At 55.7% G+C, this 16,112-nt stretch carries 15 protein-coding genes; 3 read left to right on the top strand and 12 right to left on the bottom strand.

The genetic code is table 11. The annotated features are described in order from the left end of the window. Nucleotides 1-5 precede the first annotated feature (5 nt). Nucleotides 6-173 (bottom strand): XapX domain-containing protein, encoded by a 168-nt coding sequence (locus tag BHE81_RS28295; RefSeq protein ID WP_023302183.1) that lies wholly within the window; start codon nt 171-173, stop codon nt 6-8. A gap of 301 nt (nt 174-474) precedes the next feature. Here BHE81_RS28295 and BHE81_RS19050 point away from each other — a divergent pair, with 301 nt between their 5' ends. Beyond that, nucleotides 475-1,239, top strand: a complete 765-nt coding sequence (locus BHE81_RS19050; protein ID WP_023302184.1) for a GntR family transcriptional regulator — start codon at nt 475-477, stop codon at nt 1,237-1,239. 50 nt (nt 1,240-1,289) lie between these two features. Here BHE81_RS19050 and BHE81_RS19045 read toward each other — a convergent pair whose 3' ends face one another. Genes BHE81_RS19045 through BHE81_RS19030 form a run of 4 tightly spaced genes read right to left on the bottom strand, consistent with a single transcriptional unit; the run spans nt 1,290 to nt 5,458 of the window. Next, on the bottom strand, nt 1,290-2,423 hold the full coding sequence (locus BHE81_RS19045) for an esterase-like activity of phytase family protein (protein WP_023302185.1): 1,134 nt from the start codon (nt 2,421-2,423) through the stop codon (nt 1,290-1,292). Between the two features lie 3 nt (nt 2,424-2,426). Then, nucleotides 2,427-3,353, bottom strand: coding sequence for a carbohydrate kinase family protein (locus BHE81_RS19040; RefSeq protein WP_023302186.1), 927 nt, complete (start codon nt 3,351-3,353; stop codon nt 2,427-2,429). After that, on the bottom strand, nt 3,350-4,342 hold the full coding sequence (locus tag BHE81_RS19035; protein WP_157665543.1) for an SIS domain-containing protein: 993 nt from the start codon (nt 4,340-4,342) through the stop codon (nt 3,350-3,352). The genes BHE81_RS19040 and BHE81_RS19035 overlap by 4 nt, the downstream gene beginning before the upstream one ends. Before the next feature lie 36 nt (nt 4,343-4,378). Beyond that, nucleotides 4,379-5,458: an ADP-ribosylglycohydrolase family protein gene (locus tag BHE81_RS19030; RefSeq protein WP_023328713.1), complete on the bottom strand. Its 1,080-nt coding sequence runs from the start codon at nt 5,456-5,458 to the stop codon at nt 4,379-4,381. Between the two features lie 353 nt (nt 5,459-5,811). Between BHE81_RS19030 and BHE81_RS19025 the strand changes: the two genes are divergently transcribed. Further along, nucleotides 5,812-7,149, top strand: a complete 1,338-nt coding sequence (locus tag BHE81_RS19025) for an MFS transporter (RefSeq protein WP_023302189.1) — start codon at nt 5,812-5,814, stop codon at nt 7,147-7,149. A gap of 12 nt (nt 7,150-7,161) precedes the next feature. Here BHE81_RS19025 and BHE81_RS19020 read toward each other — a convergent pair whose 3' ends face one another. From BHE81_RS19020 to entC, 7 genes are all read right to left on the bottom strand, one after another. Continuing rightward, entirely contained in the window at nt 7,162-7,359 is a 198-nt protein-coding gene (locus BHE81_RS19020; protein WP_002893903.1) for a YbdD/YjiX family protein, read from the bottom strand. 104 nt (nt 7,360-7,463) lie between these two features. Continuing rightward, nucleotides 7,464-9,569: a pyruvate/proton symporter CstA gene (gene cstA, locus BHE81_RS19015; protein WP_002893896.1), complete on the bottom strand. Its 2,106-nt coding sequence runs from the start codon at nt 9,567-9,569 to the stop codon at nt 7,464-7,466. 356 nt (nt 9,570-9,925) lie between these two features. Then, nucleotides 9,926-10,339 (bottom strand): proofreading thioesterase EntH, encoded by a 414-nt coding sequence (gene entH, locus BHE81_RS19010; protein WP_023302190.1) that lies wholly within the window; start codon nt 10,337-10,339, stop codon nt 9,926-9,928. Next, nucleotides 10,340-11,086 carry a 2,3-dihydro-2,3-dihydroxybenzoate dehydrogenase EntA gene (gene entA / locus BHE81_RS19005; protein WP_024622880.1) on the bottom strand — a complete coding sequence of 249 codons (747 nt, stop codon included), beginning with the start codon at nt 11,084-11,086 and terminating at the stop codon, nt 10,340-10,342. It abuts the gene before it with no gap. An 8-nt stretch (nt 11,087-11,094) separates the two neighbouring features. After that, the gene (gene entB / locus BHE81_RS19000; RefSeq protein WP_004183356.1) at nt 11,095-11,946 is read right to left on the bottom strand and encodes an enterobactin biosynthesis bifunctional isochorismatase/aryl carrier protein EntB; all 852 of its coding nucleotides are present in this window, start codon (nt 11,944-11,946) and stop codon (nt 11,095-11,097) included. Between the two features lie 13 nt (nt 11,947-11,959). Further along, a complete protein-coding gene (gene entE / locus BHE81_RS18995) occupies nt 11,960-13,567 on the bottom strand; it encodes a (2,3-dihydroxybenzoyl)adenylate synthase EntE (protein ID WP_020324573.1) in 1,608 nt (535 codons plus the stop codon). Between the two features lie 9 nt (nt 13,568-13,576). Further along, nucleotides 13,577-14,752: an isochorismate synthase EntC gene (gene entC, locus BHE81_RS18990; RefSeq protein ID WP_004176916.1), complete on the bottom strand. Its 1,176-nt coding sequence runs from the start codon at nt 14,750-14,752 to the stop codon at nt 13,577-13,579. 188 nt (nt 14,753-14,940) lie between these two features. Here entC and fepB point away from each other — a divergent pair, with 188 nt between their 5' ends. After that, complete coding sequence (fepB, locus tag BHE81_RS18985) at nt 14,941-15,900, top strand: Fe2+-enterobactin ABC transporter substrate-binding protein (protein ID WP_004147526.1); 960 nt, start codon at nt 14,941-14,943, stop codon at nt 15,898-15,900. The last annotated feature ends 212 nt before the right edge of the window (nt 15,901-16,112 follow it).

The following is a 16,112-nucleotide window of genomic DNA, read 5'->3' as shown; positions in this document are numbered from 1 at the left end:
TTCCATTAGCTAATAATTTGCATAATAACGTGATAACCCTTACTGCCAAGATAGACGCCAACAATACCAATAATTCCCGGTAGCACCGGTGGCGCAGGTATTGGAAGTTTGAAAATGCTAAAGATAAGCCCGGTGACAATACCTACCAAAAGCGCAATAAACACCTCAGACATACTAAATCCCTATGTAAAATAAAAAACCGACTTCCTTTGTAAGAAAAGAGCCTCTATATATTCGGGTAGTCATCTCTACCAGGATTGTTCATGGTAAAAAGTATACAATGAAAATTGGTGGATACCACTATAGCAAAAGAACAAGTCGTGATACCGTTCACATTCGCAAGCAAAAGAAAAAACATTTAAAATACAAAAAGCTAATATCAATCACTTCTTCAGAATCGGCTTCAATTGCATCAAAATCTAAAAACCACTACAGTTAGAACATCATTGGTACCAACCACGGAACGAAAAAAACATGTCAGGCCTGTCTTCCCCTTCAAGCAATGATTCACAGTCATTAAAATATCTGGATCTGTTCACTATCATTAAAGAAAAAATCGATAACTATGAATGGCCAGAAAATGAAACCATTCCCACAGAACGCGAGCTAGCCGAACGTTATCAAACCAGCCGTACCACCGTGCGTAAAGCTATCGAACATTTACGCCAGAAAGGCTATCTGCATAGTGAACATGGCCGCGGAACCTTTGTTCTTCCTGAGCTTAGCCGCCGTTCCCAGCGCCAGCTTCATGGGTTCACCGATGATATCCTCGCGCGTAAAGGAACGCCAAAGCAGCAGATCCTTGAATTTGGCTTCGTTTCCGTCAATGAACCTATTCGTAATGCATTACAGCTTTCCGGTCACACCCGCGTTTTGCGAATTAAGAGAGTTCGTTTCGACAACACGACCCCAATGGGCATTCAAACAACCTATCTCCCTATCGATGAAAATAATGCCTTTACCGAAGAAGAGCTGCTTGAATTTGGTTCCCTGTATAAGCTACTGGCACAAAAAATGGGACTTGAACTACTTGAAGCTTATGAAACGATTAGCGCTCGCCAACCCTCTTCCGCTGAAGCTTCACTGCTCGAACTCTCCGTTCATGATGTCGTTCTGACCTGCACCAGAGTCACGCTATCCGTTAACAGAAAACCGATGGAGTACGTCGAAATGATCTATCCTGCCAGCCGTTACTCCTACGAAATTAAAATCACTAAAGACAGCTTCAACCACAAATAAACCTTTATCCCCTGAGCATGGCATTCTCCGCTCGGGGGGAAATGGTTCGGCTACTTCAGTACATCATTCACATCCTGGAATAGATAGAATTTCGTATTTTGATACGGCTGAAAATTATTATCCGAGACAAATATTAACGTTTTTTTACCATCAATCATCGGACCGAAGGTGACGCCTTCGATACAGTCCGGTGCATTCGTCACATCAGAAAAATCAATGAGCAACTTCTTTACCACGGGTTGAATGATGCTCCGCTTCTCAACCTGCGCCAGCGATTTAATTTCTTTGATATTCGTGCTTGCCGCAGTGTCAGCCAGCCACACCTTGACGGTGAAATCCCAATCGTTAAACCCTTCCGAGGCATTGCGCCCGGAACGCTCAACCACCAGCAGTTTATTTTCATTAAGCGCTAACACTTCCGACACGCCGTTATCGTTGATAGCAAACTTTGAAATATGTGAAACAGGGTCAACGTTGTAGAGGAAAGATTTTTCCAGCTGGGGTTTCTTATCACCGCCGTTATAGCGGAACTTCAGGATCCGCGCTGGACTAGAGTTCACCGGCGAAGCCAGCGGCCCATCTTGTTTTAATGCCCCTTCAGCGGCTACATACAAATAGTGGTTATCCGGCGTAAACGAAAGTCCTTCCCAGGAAATGCCGCTGCGAAACCCTTCGGGATCCTCTTTTTTACTATCAACCGAATAGCCCTCGGGGAAAATGGCGCTCAGATCTTCAACGAACTTGCCGGTTAGCGTACTTTTTCGTAACGGACTTCCGGCCTCAGATGACCAAAGCAGCTGATTTTCCGGCGTAATGACCAGCCCTTCAGCGTCAACAAATCCCTTTTTAAACGCTTCGCCATCGGCATCCAGCAGATCGTACTGCTGTTCAACGATGACATCTTTAATGCCAGAAGAAGAGAGATCTATTTTCAATTTATAGAAACGTGGCTTACCTTCCGCCGGAGTATTCCTGCTGTCAGAAATAGCGTAAAAGCGCTGCTCGCCTTCATGCCAGCGAATAGCTGACAGTCCGCCAAAAGGCACATTCTTCCAGGCAAATGAGGTGGGTATTGTATATTCGCCAATATATTTAAGCCCTGATTCACTGGCAACGACGTTTGTTGAAAAGCCCAATACGATTGAAAGTGCAGTACCGGATAATAAAATACTTTTAATATTCACAATCTACTCCCTTCCCTTTGCGGATGAAATAAAATGGGTGATTTCTTCAATGCTGGCTAAATGCCCCCTGGCGCCAATTTGCATAATATTTAGTGCAGCCGCGGCGCTGGCGAACTCAATCGCCGGAGCGAGGCTATAATGATTAGCGTAAGTATAAATAAAGGATGCGTTAAAGGTGTCGCCAGCGCCGGTGGTATCAATAACCGGGATCTTAAAGCCAGAATGGCGCGCCTCTTCCTGCGCGCTGACCGCGATAACGCCATCGGCGCCGCAGGTCACCACCAAAGCAGATAACGAATATTTCCGACGCAACGCATGCAGTACCGGAAATTCAGGATCGCAATGACTACTGGCGGTGAAACCGTCCTGATTAAAAATAGCAATATCGGCAAGGTTTAGTATTTTTGCCAGCTGTTCTTTATCACTGGCAATATGCGGCTCAATGTCGACGGCGACCAGGGTATTCTGCGAACGTGCGTACTGCGCCTGAACCGTATACTTTTCAAGGTCGCCAGGCATGGTGTACATAATTTTACTTTCAGCAATCGCGGTAAAAGCCGTCTGCTGATCCCACTCACAATTATCTCCCGGCGCATAAATTAACGATTTTTCCCCACTCTCATCGAGAATAATAATCGCCATATTAGGATCCTGGCCGGGATTGATCTTGATATAGCGGGTATCAACACCGTGACGATTGAAATCATCAACAATCAGTTGACCATAACGATCGTCGCCCGCACTGGATAACGAGACAACCTTCAAGCCCAGCGTTGACATCATACAGGCGCTATTCGCTACGGTACCGCCCACATTTTCGGATATTTTTTTGCCAACGACTTTATCATCATTACCAGGCAATCTGGGCACCCGAAAGACCAGATCAATGTTGCCACTTCCGACCGCAACGACATCATATTTTTTAATCATTTTACATCCTCGAATGTTACGCGTTCACCACCCATAGCGACGTAACGCTCCGCCAGTTTCAAAGAGAGTTGGAAAAGCAGCAGCATATTTCGCTGTAAATAATCGTGTACTCTAAAATTCTCAGGAGGCGCAAAACAATATGACAATGCCCCCTGGCGGGTTAAACGGCGCTGAATAGATGCGCACAATATCTGGTCTTCATTTTTTTCAGGAAACATCAATACGAGGTGTCGTTGATTAGCCTGATTGAGCCTTAACGCGTGGCAATACTCTTCAATAGGGAAAAAACTGGCCTCGATTTGCGGCCCGCAGGCCATCAGGTTCGACGCCAGATACGCCATTCCCCAGGTTATCCCGTTGCCCAGAAAAACCACCCGCCGGGAGGAAAATGCCTCAGCGTATTCCGCCAGCCACGCCTGCCATTGCGCGTTCTCCCAATCCTGAGACAAACAAGGGATATCCACCCCCTTCATCTCTGGTACGGCCGTTTTCGCCTGAAGAATCCGTTCTACCAGACGCATTAATAAAAACAGCGTTGCTGAGCTACTTTGGGTCGGCATGCCCTTTTTAGATGCCAGGGTAAACAGCATGCGCGACGATAGGTTAGCAAACGGGCTGCCCGGCGAATTGGTCATCCCTACTACGCTGGCTTTCGTCGTGAGCGCATGGGCAAGCGCATCAAGAACCGGAGAAGGTCTGCCGCTGGCGCTGATGACAACTACCAGAGAAGTGGCGCTAAAGCGCTCCACGGGTATGCCCAGAAACGCCAATGACTGTACCGCGCGGCACTGAATCGTCCCGCAACGATTCAGATACTCCTCAACCATCAGCGCAATGGCGTACGAATCACCGGAGCCCACCAGGTACAGCCGTTCCAGCGAAGCAAAATCAATATCCGCCAGCGCCGCCAGGCTATCAGGCAGAAGCTGCATGGCGGAAAGCAGACCGGAGATCCCGGCAATTTCTTGCCGGGTGTGGAACAATGGCATGATGACCTTCTCTTCCCTATCCGCTCTCATTAGCCGTTAACCTTTCAGCGATTCCATGGCCAGCTTTGTCAGGCCAGTCGCCATCTCTGGTAAATTAAAGTCATGGCTATTAACGGAGTTAAAAAACGCATACTGCTCTTTTGGCAATGCGTCGAATCCCTTCCAGGCCCCCGCAATCGCTCCGGCCATCGTCGCAATACTGTCGGTGTCGTTACCGACATTGCTTGCGGCGACGATGGTCTCCCACGGACGCCCCTCACAGAAGGCAAGCAGTCCAATCGCTGCCGGGATAGATTCATGCGCTGCCACGGAATTACCGATATAGCCTTCGATTTCATACAGACATTTTTCCAGAGAGTCCGCTTCACGGGCGATTTTTACCGCCAGTCGGGTACGCATCTCAATTGAAGGCCCGGCAACGCAACGTGCATGTTTTTTCGCTAATGATTCTCCGTAGCGAGCGCCTTCAAGACTGGCGGCGATAATTTCATCCAGCGTGGTATCAACCACCATGGCCTGGGATGTCGCTCCGGCAATCGCACAGGCGCTGGCAATAGCGATATTCGTATCATGGGAGGGTAAGCAGGTCAGCAGCGCCAGCTCACAGGCTTTAGTGAGCTGACCCGGATAGATCAATCCAGCGGGAGCCACGCGCATTCCCGCGCCGTTAGTGGTCCCCACGTTCGGCGCCTGACGGGTGGAGGTGCCAATGCGACCGATGGTGTTGGTCGGGTAACCCTCGCGCAGCGCTTTAACGACCTGTTCCGTCGTCGGTCCTTTGTACATGGCGTAAGGCATCATATCTGCCCAGCGCAGCAAAGCTGTTTTCCAGTTTTCGTTGGTAAATTGCCCGTACCCCGCAGTAATCAGGGCTTCCGCAAAAACATACATCTGGCTTGAATCATCGGTGATTAAACCAGCAACGCCTTTTAATGAGCCAGCAAAGGTGTCTTCCGGCGGTTCTACAAACTTGTCTAACCAACCGCCCCATTTCTGCTTAATCTCATCGATACTGTACAGCTCCGTTGATGCCCCAAGCGCATCTCCCATACCGGCACACGCCAGCGCTCCCAGAATTTTGTTATAAACCACCGAATCACATCCAACTGAAGCCATATAAATTCCCTTAATAGTCATATAGTTAAGAGCCCGATCCGGCTAACTGACCGGCTACTGATTTTGCGCTAGCAGAATCAGACTCTCATATCATTAATATCACACTGAAAATCAAAATTGGTAGATACCAATAAAACCACCATTCGGAAACAACAAGAATTAAAAGCGCACAATTTTGTGATTGGCATCAAAATAAAATTAAATAAAATAATAAATATCAATGCATTACAAAATATCCAATCGACACCTCAAAAGACGCTTATTTTCATTGTGGTAGATACCAATTTAGTGATATTACTTTTAATGAACTGCGGCGACGCCTCAAACACTCTCGTATCAGGACATGTGAGACTATGAAACTATCAATCGGGGAAAAGATCGGCTTTGGTGCTGGCGATATGGCTATCGCTATCGTCATGATGTCGATGGCGATGATTATTACCTATTTCTATACGGACGTTTACGGCCTGACTCCTGGCGATTTGGGGATTCTGCTGATTGGCGTACGCTTTATCGATGCGGTGATCGACCCGTTGATTGGCATGATGACCGACAAAACAGAGAGTCGCTGGGGAAGATACCGTCCGTATCTGCTTTTTTTCTCTATCCCCTTCGGAATAACCATCTGGATGATGTTCACCACGCCAAACTTTGACTACACCGGCAAGCTAATCTGGGCCTGGGGCTCCTACATCGCGCTGACGCTAACCTATACGTTTATCTCAATCCCTTACGTTTCACTCATCGGCGTCATCACCAACGATCCTAAAGAACGTCTGAGTGCCAACAGCTATCGCTTTGTGATGACCAAAATCGCCATGTTTTTAGTCACCATCATCGTACCGATGGCGGCGCTGTACTTTGGCAAAAAAAACTTGGCCAGCGGCTACCAGCTGGCGATGGGCTCCATGGGGATTGTGTCGACGCTGTTGTGTATTTGCTGTTTCTTCAGCGTAAAAGAGCGCATTACGCATAAAACCGAGCACATCCACTTTCCAACTCAGTTCAAGAATCTGATGAAGAATGACCAGTGGTTGATCCTCGGCGTATCGATAGCGTTAATCATGTTTGGCGGCATCGTACGTAACTCGGTTGCGGCTTATTACGCCAAGTACTATCTGCACGGCGGCAACGAGCTGATTTCGCCATTCCTGACCACCGGCGTCGTGGCGTCCGTTATGGCGATGCTGCTGGCCGGGACCATTACCCGCTACTACGACAAAATCAAAATGTTCCGTTACACCCAGCTGCTGACCTTCGTCGCAGGAGTTGCCATGTACTTCGTCGTTGGCGAGCAGAACATTTATCTGGCATTTGTTTTCTTTTTCATCATTACGCTATTGGGCGACATGCAGCTTCCGGTGTACTGGGCATCAATTGCGGAAGCAGTGGACTATGGTGAGGTGAAAACCGGTACCCGCGTTTCCGGGCTAGCGTTTGGTGGGATCCTCTTCTTCCAGAAGCTAGGGATGGGGCTGGCAGGTGGCTTTATGGGCTTTTCGCTGAGCTTCTTCGGCTACCAGGCGGACGTCAAGCAGTCGCCGTCATCGCTGCTGGGCATTACGTTGATGATGACGCTTATCCCTTCCGTATTTAACCTGATAGTCGGCCTGTTTATGAAAAAATACGTGATCAACGATAAGTACTACGAAGGCATCAAACAGCAGCTGGCGCAGGGTGAAACGGCGTAAAAAAGCTTTTTGCTAGCAGCACTTCGCCCCGCCCTTGCCGCCGTAGCGCGCGTCCTGGCGTTCGCGAAAGAACTCTTCATAAGTCATCGGCGTCTGATCCGGGTGGGTTATTCGCATGTGCTCGACGTAGTTATCGTAATCCGGCACGCCGATCATCATTTTGGCGGCCTGGCCTAAATATTTTCCTGCTTTGGAGAGGGTGTCAAACATAAGTCATTTCTCTTTTGTATCCCTCACCCCGAGCCTCTCCCAAAGGGAGAGGGAGGATCGGAAATGTAGGCCGGGTAAGGCGAAGCCGCCACCCGGCACACCGGTTAATGCGCCCCTTTCGCCTGGGTCTCAATCGCGTCCAGGTTTTCAGGCATTGGCTCATACGGCGTCTCTTTCGCCGTCGGTTTATCCTCTTTCAGCGCCGCCAGCGCGGTTTTAATCGAGAACAGCGCCAGCACCACCACCACGATCATAAAGAAGATGGTCAGTCCGGCATCGAGACGGTTATTAAACACCAGCTGCGCCAGCTGTGATTCGGTATATTGCGGCGGAATGTTGCCGCTGTCGATCATCGCCTGGAATTTATTAGCGATCGCCAGGAAACCAACTTTGGTGTCCGGGCTAAACGACTTCTGCCAGCCGGCGGTCAACGTACAGATCAGCAGCCAGCTGGTCGGCAGCAGCGCCACCCACGCGTAGCGCTGGCGTTTCATCTTGAACAGGACCACCGCGCAGAGCATCAGCGCCATCCCCGCCAGCATCTGGTTGGCAATACCGAACAGCGGCCATAGGGTGTTAATCCCGCCCAGCGGATCGACCACCCCCTGATGCAGGAAGTAGCCCCAAGCCAGGACGCACAGCGCGGTCGCCAGCAGGTTGGCCGGTAGCGAGCTGGTTTTTTTCAGCCCCGGGCTAATCACGCCCAGCAGATCCTGCAGCATAAAGCGCGCCGCGCGGGTGCCGGCGTCAACCGCCGTCAGGATAAACAGCGCCTCAAACAGAATGGCGAAGTGGTACCAGAACGAGACATCCATCAGTCCGCCCAGCGAGCCGTGCAGGATGTAGGCCATCCCCACCGCCAGCGTTGGCGCGCCGCCGGCGCGGGAGATAATCGACTGTTCGCCGACCTCGCTGGCGATTTGATGCAGCGTATCAGGCGTAATGCTAAAGCCCCAGCCGCTCACCACCTGCGCTGCCGAGGCGACCACATCGGTGGTACCCGCCGGCGCCAGCACCGCCATCGGGCTGTTCATCGCGAAGTAGACGCCCGGATCGATAATACAGGCCGCCACCAGCGCCATAATAGCGACGAAGGATTCCATCAACATGCCGCCGTAGCCGATAAAGCAGGCCTGGCTTTCGTTGGCCAACATTTTCGGCGTGGTGCCGGAGGAGATCAGCGCATGGAAGCCGGAGACCGCGCCGCAGGCGATGGTGATAAACAGGAACGGGAACAGGTTGCCGGTCCATACCGGGCCGGTACCATCGACGAACTTGGTCAGCGCCGGCATCGTCAGGGTCGGGCGCATAATCAGGATGCCAATCGCCAGCCCCACGATGGTGCCGATTTTCAGGAAGGTGGAGAGATAATCGCGCGGAGCCAGCAGCAGCCAGACCGGCAGTACCGCAGCCACAAATCCGTAGCCCACCAGGATCCAGGTCAGCTGTACGCCGGTGTAATCAAACCACGGCGCCCAGGTCGGGCTTTCAGCCACCCAGCCGCCGGAGATGATGGCGAACACCAGCATAACCAGGCCTATCACCGACACCTCGCCGATGCGTCCCGGACGCAGATAGCGGATGTAGATGCCCATAAAGATCGCCAGCGGAATGGTAAAGGCGACGGTATATGTCCCCCACGGACTGTGGGTCAGCGCTTTCACCACAATCATCGCCAGGACCGCGAGGATGATCACCATGATCATAAAGCAGGCCACCAGCGCCAGGACGCCAGCGGTCGGTCCCATCTCCTCTTTAACCAGTTCGCCAAGCGAACGGCCATCGCGGCGGGTCGAAACAAACAGCACCATAAAGTCCTGTACCGCCCCAGCCAGCACCACGCCGGCGAGGATCCAGATCATCCCCGGCAGGTAGCCCATCTGCGCGGCGAGCACCGGGCCCACCAGCGGCCCCGCGCCGGCAATGGCGGCAAAATGGTGACCGAACAGCACTTTTTTGTCGGTTGGAACGTAGTCGAGGCCATCGTTATGCCGCACCGCGGGCGTCATCCGCGTCGGGTCAACGCCGAGCACGGTTTTAGCGATATACAGGCCGTAGAAACGATACGCGATCAAATAAACGCAGACCGCGGCGACGACAATCCACAGCGCGTTTATCTGCTCACCCCGGTTTAAAGCGATATAGCCGAGGGCGAAGGCTCCGATGACGGAGAGCAGCGCCCAGATAAGGTATTTCCCTGAATTATTCATTGTTGTGGTCCACCGGTAGGGTAATCAGGATGTTACATTTTGTTTCTAGATCACAACGCAGAATTTAACAACACCGAAACATCGCAGATGCCGTACACCCACAGAGATTTGTCTCACATTGCTAGCGAGATCACTTAAGGCAGGAAAATGAATGAAAGGGTTACCGTGAACGGTGCCGTTTTTTTTGTCGGGTGGCGGCTAACGCCTTACCCGACCTACAGATCCGTAGTCCTGCTAAGCGCAATGCGAGCAGGGAAACTCCCGGATGGCAGCGCGCTGCGCCTTATCCGGGCTACCCCATTGCGCCGATACGTAGCCCTGCTAAGCGTAGCGCAAGCCGGGGAAACAGCGGCTTCTTAGCCCAGCACCGCGGTGCCCAGACGACAGGTGCAACAGCGCCGCCCCTTCTCGTCATACACCACAATCTCCCAGCTCTGGCTCTGGCGACCAAGATGCAGCGGACGGCACTCGCCGCGCACTTTCCCGCTGGAGACGGCCCGGTGATGGCTGGCGTTAAGCTCAGTCCCGACGACGCACTGCCCTTCTTCGGTCATCAGCCAACCGGCCATCGAGCCCAGCGTCTCCGCCAGCGCCGCGGAAGCGCCGCCGTGCAGCAGGCCAAACGGCTGATGGGTGCGCGCATCCACCGGCATCTCCGCCACCAGCAGCCCCTCTTCCAGTCGGGTGTAGATGATGCCAAGATGCGCCACCATGGTATTTTCGCTGCTGGCGTTCAGCGCCGCCAGCGTAAGCTCTCGCTTCCAGGCCATTTACGCCCCCAGCGTCGAGCCGCCATCAACCACGATATCCTGCAGGGTGATATGGCTGGCGTGAGAAGAGGCGAGGAACAGAATGGTATTGGCGATCTCCTGCGGGCGGGCGATTTTACCCAGCGGGATGCCGAGCTTAAACTGCTCGCCGAAGCCGCGGATCCGCTGCTGCTCTGCATCGTCGCTGACCCACAGGGTGCGCTGCATATCGGTATCGGTGGAGCCCGGCGACACCAGATTACAGCGCACCCCGCTGCCCGCCAGCTCAAGGCCTACGGTCAGCGCCAGGCTTTTCAGCGCCGCCTTCGAGGCGCCATAGGCGCTCATGCCGATGCGCGGCGTGTGCGCAGCATCGGAGGCGACGGTGACGATCGCCCCGCCCCGCTGGCGACGGAACTGGGCCATCGTCTGCTGAAACAGGTTGAACGCCCCGCCGACGTTGACCGCGAAGGTCTGCTGCCAGTCTTCCGCGCTCAGCTGGTCGGTAGCGCCCATACGCAGGATCCCGGCGGCGTTCACCAGCACATCTAAACGCTCGGTGTTCGCCAACAGCCGGCTGCATGCCTCGCGTACCTGGTCGGCATCGGCGACGTCCAGCGTTTCGGTGGCAAACGGGTAGCTTTCGCCGTCAAAGGCGAGGTCGAACCCGGTGACGTTAGCCCCGGCCTCGACGAAAGCCAGCGCGGTGGCATAGCCAATCCCTTTACCTGCGCCGGTCACCCACACGGTCTGACCGCGAAAATCCAGCGCCGCCATTAGTGCACCTCGCGGGTGAGCAGCGCCCACCAGGCGTCGATGGTCGGGTTTTTCGCCAGCATCACGAAGTCGATATCACCGTGCACTTTGCGCCAGCGGGCGGCCAGGGCCATCATCCGCACCGAATCCAGACCGTAATCGATCAGGTTTTCATCATCCAGCGGTTCGTCGGATTCGTCGAGCAGCGGCAGGATCAGCGCGCGCAGCGCCGCTTTGGAGGCTGGGAGCGGCAGCAGCTCTTCGGTCATCACCACCCGTCCGGAGCGGCCGGCGACATATTTCAGCGCCATCAGGTGCTCTTCACGGCTGAAATCTGCCAGCGCGTCGGCGACAAAGAACGGTTTGATATCGCGCATAAAAGCATCGGTGGCGGTGGTCATGCAGCCGATATGGGCGTAAACGCCGGTGATGATCAGCTGATCGCGGCCGGTCTCTTTCAGCATCTCCTCCAGCGGCGAGCGATGAAACGCGCTGTAGCGCCATTTCACCAGCACGGTATCGTCTTCATCCGGCGCCAGCGCGGCAATCACCTGCTGCTGCTCCGGCGAGCGGGTCAGACCCGGCCCCCACATATCATTCAGCAGGGCGCGGTCTTCATCGCTCTGCTCTTTCGGCTGGGCAGTGTAGTACACCGGAATGCCGTTCTGTTTGCAGAAGTCGCGCAGGGCGGCGATATTAGCCACCACTTTCTCCATCATCGCGCTGTTTTCGCCCCAGAAGTTGAGGAAATATTCCTGCATATCGTGGATCAGCAGCGCGGCGCGCGACGGCTCAAAGGCCCAGTTGACCTTGTTCGCCGGGATATCGCTGGCTTCCGGCAGCGCATATGCCTGTAATTTAGGGATTGCCATTCTCTGTTCTCCTTCAGCCCAGCTTGCCTTCGGCCAGCCACTGACGTAATTGTTTTTTATCGACTTTGCCCACCGGCGTCAGCGGCAGCGCGGCAACGCACTCCACGCGGTCCGGCAGTTTAAATTCCGCCACCCCCTGCTCGCGCAGGAAGCGGCGCACGGCGACGGCGCGCAGCGGCGAGGTCACCACCAGATAAGCGCAGCTTTTCTCGCCCAGCAGATTGTCTTCGATGCTGACCAGCGCGGCGTGGATCACCGCCTCATGGCGCAGCAGCAGGTTTTCGATCTCTTCAGCGGCGATCTTCTCGCCGCCGCGGTTGATCTGATCTTTTTCCCGGCCCTGGACGGTGATATACCCATCTTCGTCGATCGAAATCAGATCGCCGGAGCAATAAAACCCCTCGGCGTCAAAGGCTTCCGCGTTATGCTGCGGGCTGTTGTAGTAGCCGCGGAAAGTGTACGGCCCGCGGGTCATCAGGCGGCCCACTTCGCCGCGCGGCAGCGGGTTGCCGTCGGCATCCGCTACCCACACTTCATCGTCCGGGCACATCGGACAGCCCTGGGTATTGATGATCCGCTCCGGGCTATCGTTGAGGCGGGTGTAATTCACCAGCCCCTCCGCCATGCCGAACACCTGCTGCAGCTGGCAGCCGATTTCCGCCGGAATGCGCGCGGCGAGGGTCGCTGACAGGCGCGCGCCGCCGACCTGCAGCAGCTGCAGCGATTGCAGCTGGGCGTTGCTGCCCCATTCGTGAATCGCCTGCAGCCACAGGCTGACCGCCGGCGGCACCAGCGACGCGACGTTAATCTGATGTTTTTCGATCAGCGGGAAACAGAGCGTGGCGCTCGGGTCAGCGGCGAGGATCACCCGCCCGCCGGCGAGGAAGACGCCGAGCGAACCCGGGGAACTCATCGCATAGTTATGCGCCGCCGGCAGCGCGTTGAGGTAGCGCGTTTCAGCGTTAATCCCGCAGATCTCGTTGCTGCGGCGGATACTGTAGTCGTAATCGTTATGGGTGCGTGGGATAAGCTTCGGCGTCCCGGTGCTGCCGCCGGAGAGCTGGAAAAAGGCCACTTCGTCGGCAGGGGTTGGATTGGCGATAAAGTTATCCGCCGGGCGGTTAATCTCCGTCGCCAGATCGCGCTCGCCGCCGTCGTTACGCAACAGTGCGACGCGCAGGGAAGGATGTTCCGCGATAAACGCGTGGAGAAAGCTATCGTCAGCAAACAGCGCGTGCTCGCGATCGGCAATCAGCAGCGCCGGTTTAATCTGCGCAGCGTAGGCGTTAAGTTCGCTGCGCTGGTGGCTGAACAAAGCGTTCACTGGCGCGACGCCGATGCGCAGCAGCGCAAAGAAGGTCATGTAAAACTCGGCGACATTGCCCAACTGCACCAGCGCGGTCTCCCCGCGCTTCAGTCCCTGGCGCTGCAGCGAGCAGGCGAGGTTGTCCACCAGCTGGTTAAACTGGCGGTAGCTAATCTGCCGCTCGCCATCGATAATCGCCACGGCGTCATTGTCCGCGTGACGGGTGATCAGATTGGTTAACGGCAGATCCTGCCAGTAGCCTTTTTGACGATAGCGGGCCGCAAACTCTTCCGGCCAACGGGTAAATGCAATCATCCTTGCCTCTTAGTTCAAGCCAAATACGTTAAGCATGGTGGTCAGTTTGACGCCGGTTTCGCGCCATTCGCCCAGCGGCGAGGAGGCCGGAACGATACCCGCGCCGGCAAACAGGCGCAGCGTACGCTGCTGCAGACGCGCGCAGCGGATAGTCACCACCCACTCGCCGTTGCCTTCGTCATCGCACCAGCCGACGATGCCGCCGAACAGCTGGCGATCGAAGGGTTCCAGTTCAGCAATCAGGCGCTTCGCCGCCTGATGCGGGAAACCGCTCAGCGCCGGCGTCGGGTGCAGCAGACAGGCCAGCGACATGGCGTTTTCTTCCGCCAGCGCGGTGCCTGCGATCGGCGTCGCCAGATGCCAGAGCGTCGGGGTGGTAATCAGCTGCGGCGACTCCGGTAGCGACAGCTGACTGCTGCGCGGGCCCAGCACGCTCTTCATCGCCTGGGTCACCAGCTCGTGCTCGTGGCGATCTTTGCCGGAGGCCAACAGCCTGTTGCCTGCTTCCCGATCCAGCACATCGTCCGGCTGGCGACGGGCGGAGCCGGCCAGCGGCAGAGAGCTGAAGTGCTGTCCTTCTTTACGCAGCAGCAGCTCCGGGCTGGCGCCCAGCAGCACGCCGCCGTCGGAGAGCGGCACGTGGAAGTTAAAGCTGGCGGGGTTCTGGGCGATCAGTCGCTCCATCAGCGCGCCGCTGTCGACGCGGTCGCGGGTGGTAATATCGATAAGCCTTGATAGCACCACTTTGTCGACTTCCGGGGTGGCGGTCAGCGCGGCGGCGCGTTCCACCATGGCTAAAAACGCGTCCTGCTCCGGGATCTCCCGACGCTCCACCACCTCCATCGCCTCCAGCGGCGCGGCATAGCGGGCGGAACGCTGCTTTTCCGGGCGAGAGAACGCTTCCCAGCGCTCGGGGATATAGAGCTCGGAAGGCTGACAGGTGTCGAACGGGATAGCCCCGACCATCACCGGCTTGCGGATCCCCGCCGCCCGGGCCTCGGCAAAGGCGGCCGCCATCTGCTGCTGGAACTCGCCGTTCAGCGCATCGCCGCCAACGGCGGGCTGTGAGAAGCGACGGAAGCAGCCTGAAGTGGTAAAACTGCGGTACGGCGACATAAAGAAGAAGCTGTCCGGCGACAGGGTCCGGGTCGGTTTCTTTACATCCTCAGCCAGTGACGTTTCCATATCATCCTCCAAAAACGATAAAGATATTAAGAATAATTATCATTTATATTTTGGTTGGCTAACCTAAAAGGTATTGCCCGCCATGTCAACCGCGTTACGTCATGGCGCCGCCACTTTGGCTTGCATCCTGCTGACACAAAGTTGAAAATGAGACGCATTTATCACCTTTCAAATCAGGATGCGATGACGTGAACTTCTTTTCTTTCTGCCGCCGCGGTGCGCTGACCGGCATGCTGTTGCTTTTAGGAATTACCTCAGCCCAGGCGGCGGACTGGCCGCGCCAGGTCACCGACAGCTACGGGACGCATACCCTGCCGAGTCAGCCGCTGCGCATTGTCTCCACCAGCGTGACGCTTACCGGTTCGCTGCTGGCGATTGACGCTCCGGTGGTCGCCAGCGGCGCGACCACGCCGAACAACCGCGTCGCCGATAGCCAGGGCTTTCTGCGCCAGTGGAGCGAGGTTGCCAAAGCCCGCAAGCTGGCGCGGCTGTACATCGGCGAACCAAGCGCCGAAGCGGTGGCCGCCCAGATGCCGGATCTGATCCTGGTGAGCGCGACCGGCGGCGACTCCGCCCTGCCGCTGTACGATCAGCTTAAAACCATCGCCCCGACGCTGGTCATCAACTATGACGATAAAAGCTGGCAAACCCTGCTCACCCAGCTGGGGCAGATCACCGGTCATGAACAACAGGCCAGCGCGCGCATTGCCGACTTCAATAAACAGCTCGTTTCGTTAAAAGAAAAAATGAAACTGCCGCCGCAGCCGGTGACCGCCCTGGTCTATACCGCCGCCGCGCACAGCGCCAATATCTGGACGCCGGAATCGGCTCAGGGGCAGATGCTCGAACAGCTGGGCTTTAGCCTGGCGACGCTGCCGGGCGGCCTGCCCGCCAGCCATAGCCAGGGTAAACGCCACGATATCGTGCAGCTGGGCGGGGAGAACCTCGCGGCCGGTCTGAACGGCCAGAGCCTGTTCCTGTTCGCTGGCGACCAGAAAGATGCGGATGCCATCTACGCTAACCCGCTGCTGGCGCATCTCCCGGCGGTCGCAGGCAAACGCGTCTACCCGCTGGGCACCGAGACCTTCCGCCTTGACTACTACAGCGCTCTGCTGGTGCTCCAGCGTCTCTCCAGCCTGTTCGGATAACGCGGGCTGCGCCATCAGGACGGGCACTCGGCCTGCACACCTTGCCGGGCGGCGCTGCGCTTGCCCGGCCTACAATGCCAGCGTCCCCCAGTCCAGACCGTAGGCCCGGTAAGGCGCAGCCGCCACCGGGCATCAGGCCGGGAACGCGGCCTGAACACCTTGCCGGGCGGCGCGGCGCTTGCCCGGCCTACTGAGCTTGCACCGGCCTGCCG

The sequence above is a fragment of the Klebsiella sp. AqSCr genome (genome assembly GCF_008452795.1).
GTDB classification, from domain to species: Bacteria; Pseudomonadota; Gammaproteobacteria; order Enterobacterales; family Enterobacteriaceae; genus Klebsiella; species Klebsiella pneumoniae.
This window is presented reverse-complemented; position numbering and strand designations above follow the sequence as displayed.

Bases quoted from the DNA above. Each gene is read 5' to 3' on its own strand.
- BHE81_RS28295 (WP_023302183.1), bottom strand. From the start codon at position 173: ATGTCTGAGGTGTTTATTGCGCTTTTGGTAGGTATTGTCACCGGGCTT.
- BHE81_RS19050 (WP_023302184.1), top strand. From the start codon at position 475: ATGTCAGGCCTGTCTTCCCCTTCAAGCAATGATTCACAGTCATTAAAA.
- BHE81_RS19040 (WP_023302186.1), bottom strand. From the start codon at position 3,353: ATGATTAAAAAATATGATGTCGTTGCGGTCGGAAGTGGCAACATTGAT.
- BHE81_RS19035 (WP_157665543.1), bottom strand. From the start codon at position 4,342: ATGCCATTGTTCCACACCCGGCAAGAAATTGCCGGGATCTCCGGTCTG.
- BHE81_RS19030 (WP_023328713.1), bottom strand. From the start codon at position 5,458: ATGGCTTCAGTTGGATGTGATTCGGTGGTTTATAACAAAATTCTGGGA.
- BHE81_RS19025 (WP_023302189.1), top strand. From the start codon at position 5,812: ATGAAACTATCAATCGGGGAAAAGATCGGCTTTGGTGCTGGCGATATG.
- BHE81_RS19020 (WP_002893903.1), bottom strand. From the start codon at position 7,359: ATGTTTGACACCCTCTCCAAAGCAGGAAAATATTTAGGCCAGGCCGCC.
- cstA (WP_002893896.1), bottom strand. From the start codon at position 9,569: ATGAATAATTCAGGGAAATACCTTATCTGGGCGCTGCTCTCCGTCATC.
- entH (WP_023302190.1), bottom strand. From the start codon at position 10,339: ATGGCCTGGAAGCGAGAGCTTACGCTGGCGGCGCTGAACGCCAGCAGC.
- entB (WP_004183356.1), bottom strand. From the start codon at position 11,946: ATGGCAATCCCTAAATTACAGGCATATGCGCTGCCGGAAGCCAGCGAT.
- entE (WP_020324573.1), bottom strand. From the start codon at position 13,567: ATGATTGCATTTACCCGTTGGCCGGAAGAGTTTGCGGCCCGCTATCGT.
- entC (WP_004176916.1), bottom strand. From the start codon at position 14,752: ATGGAAACGTCACTGGCTGAGGATGTAAAGAAACCGACCCGGACCCTG.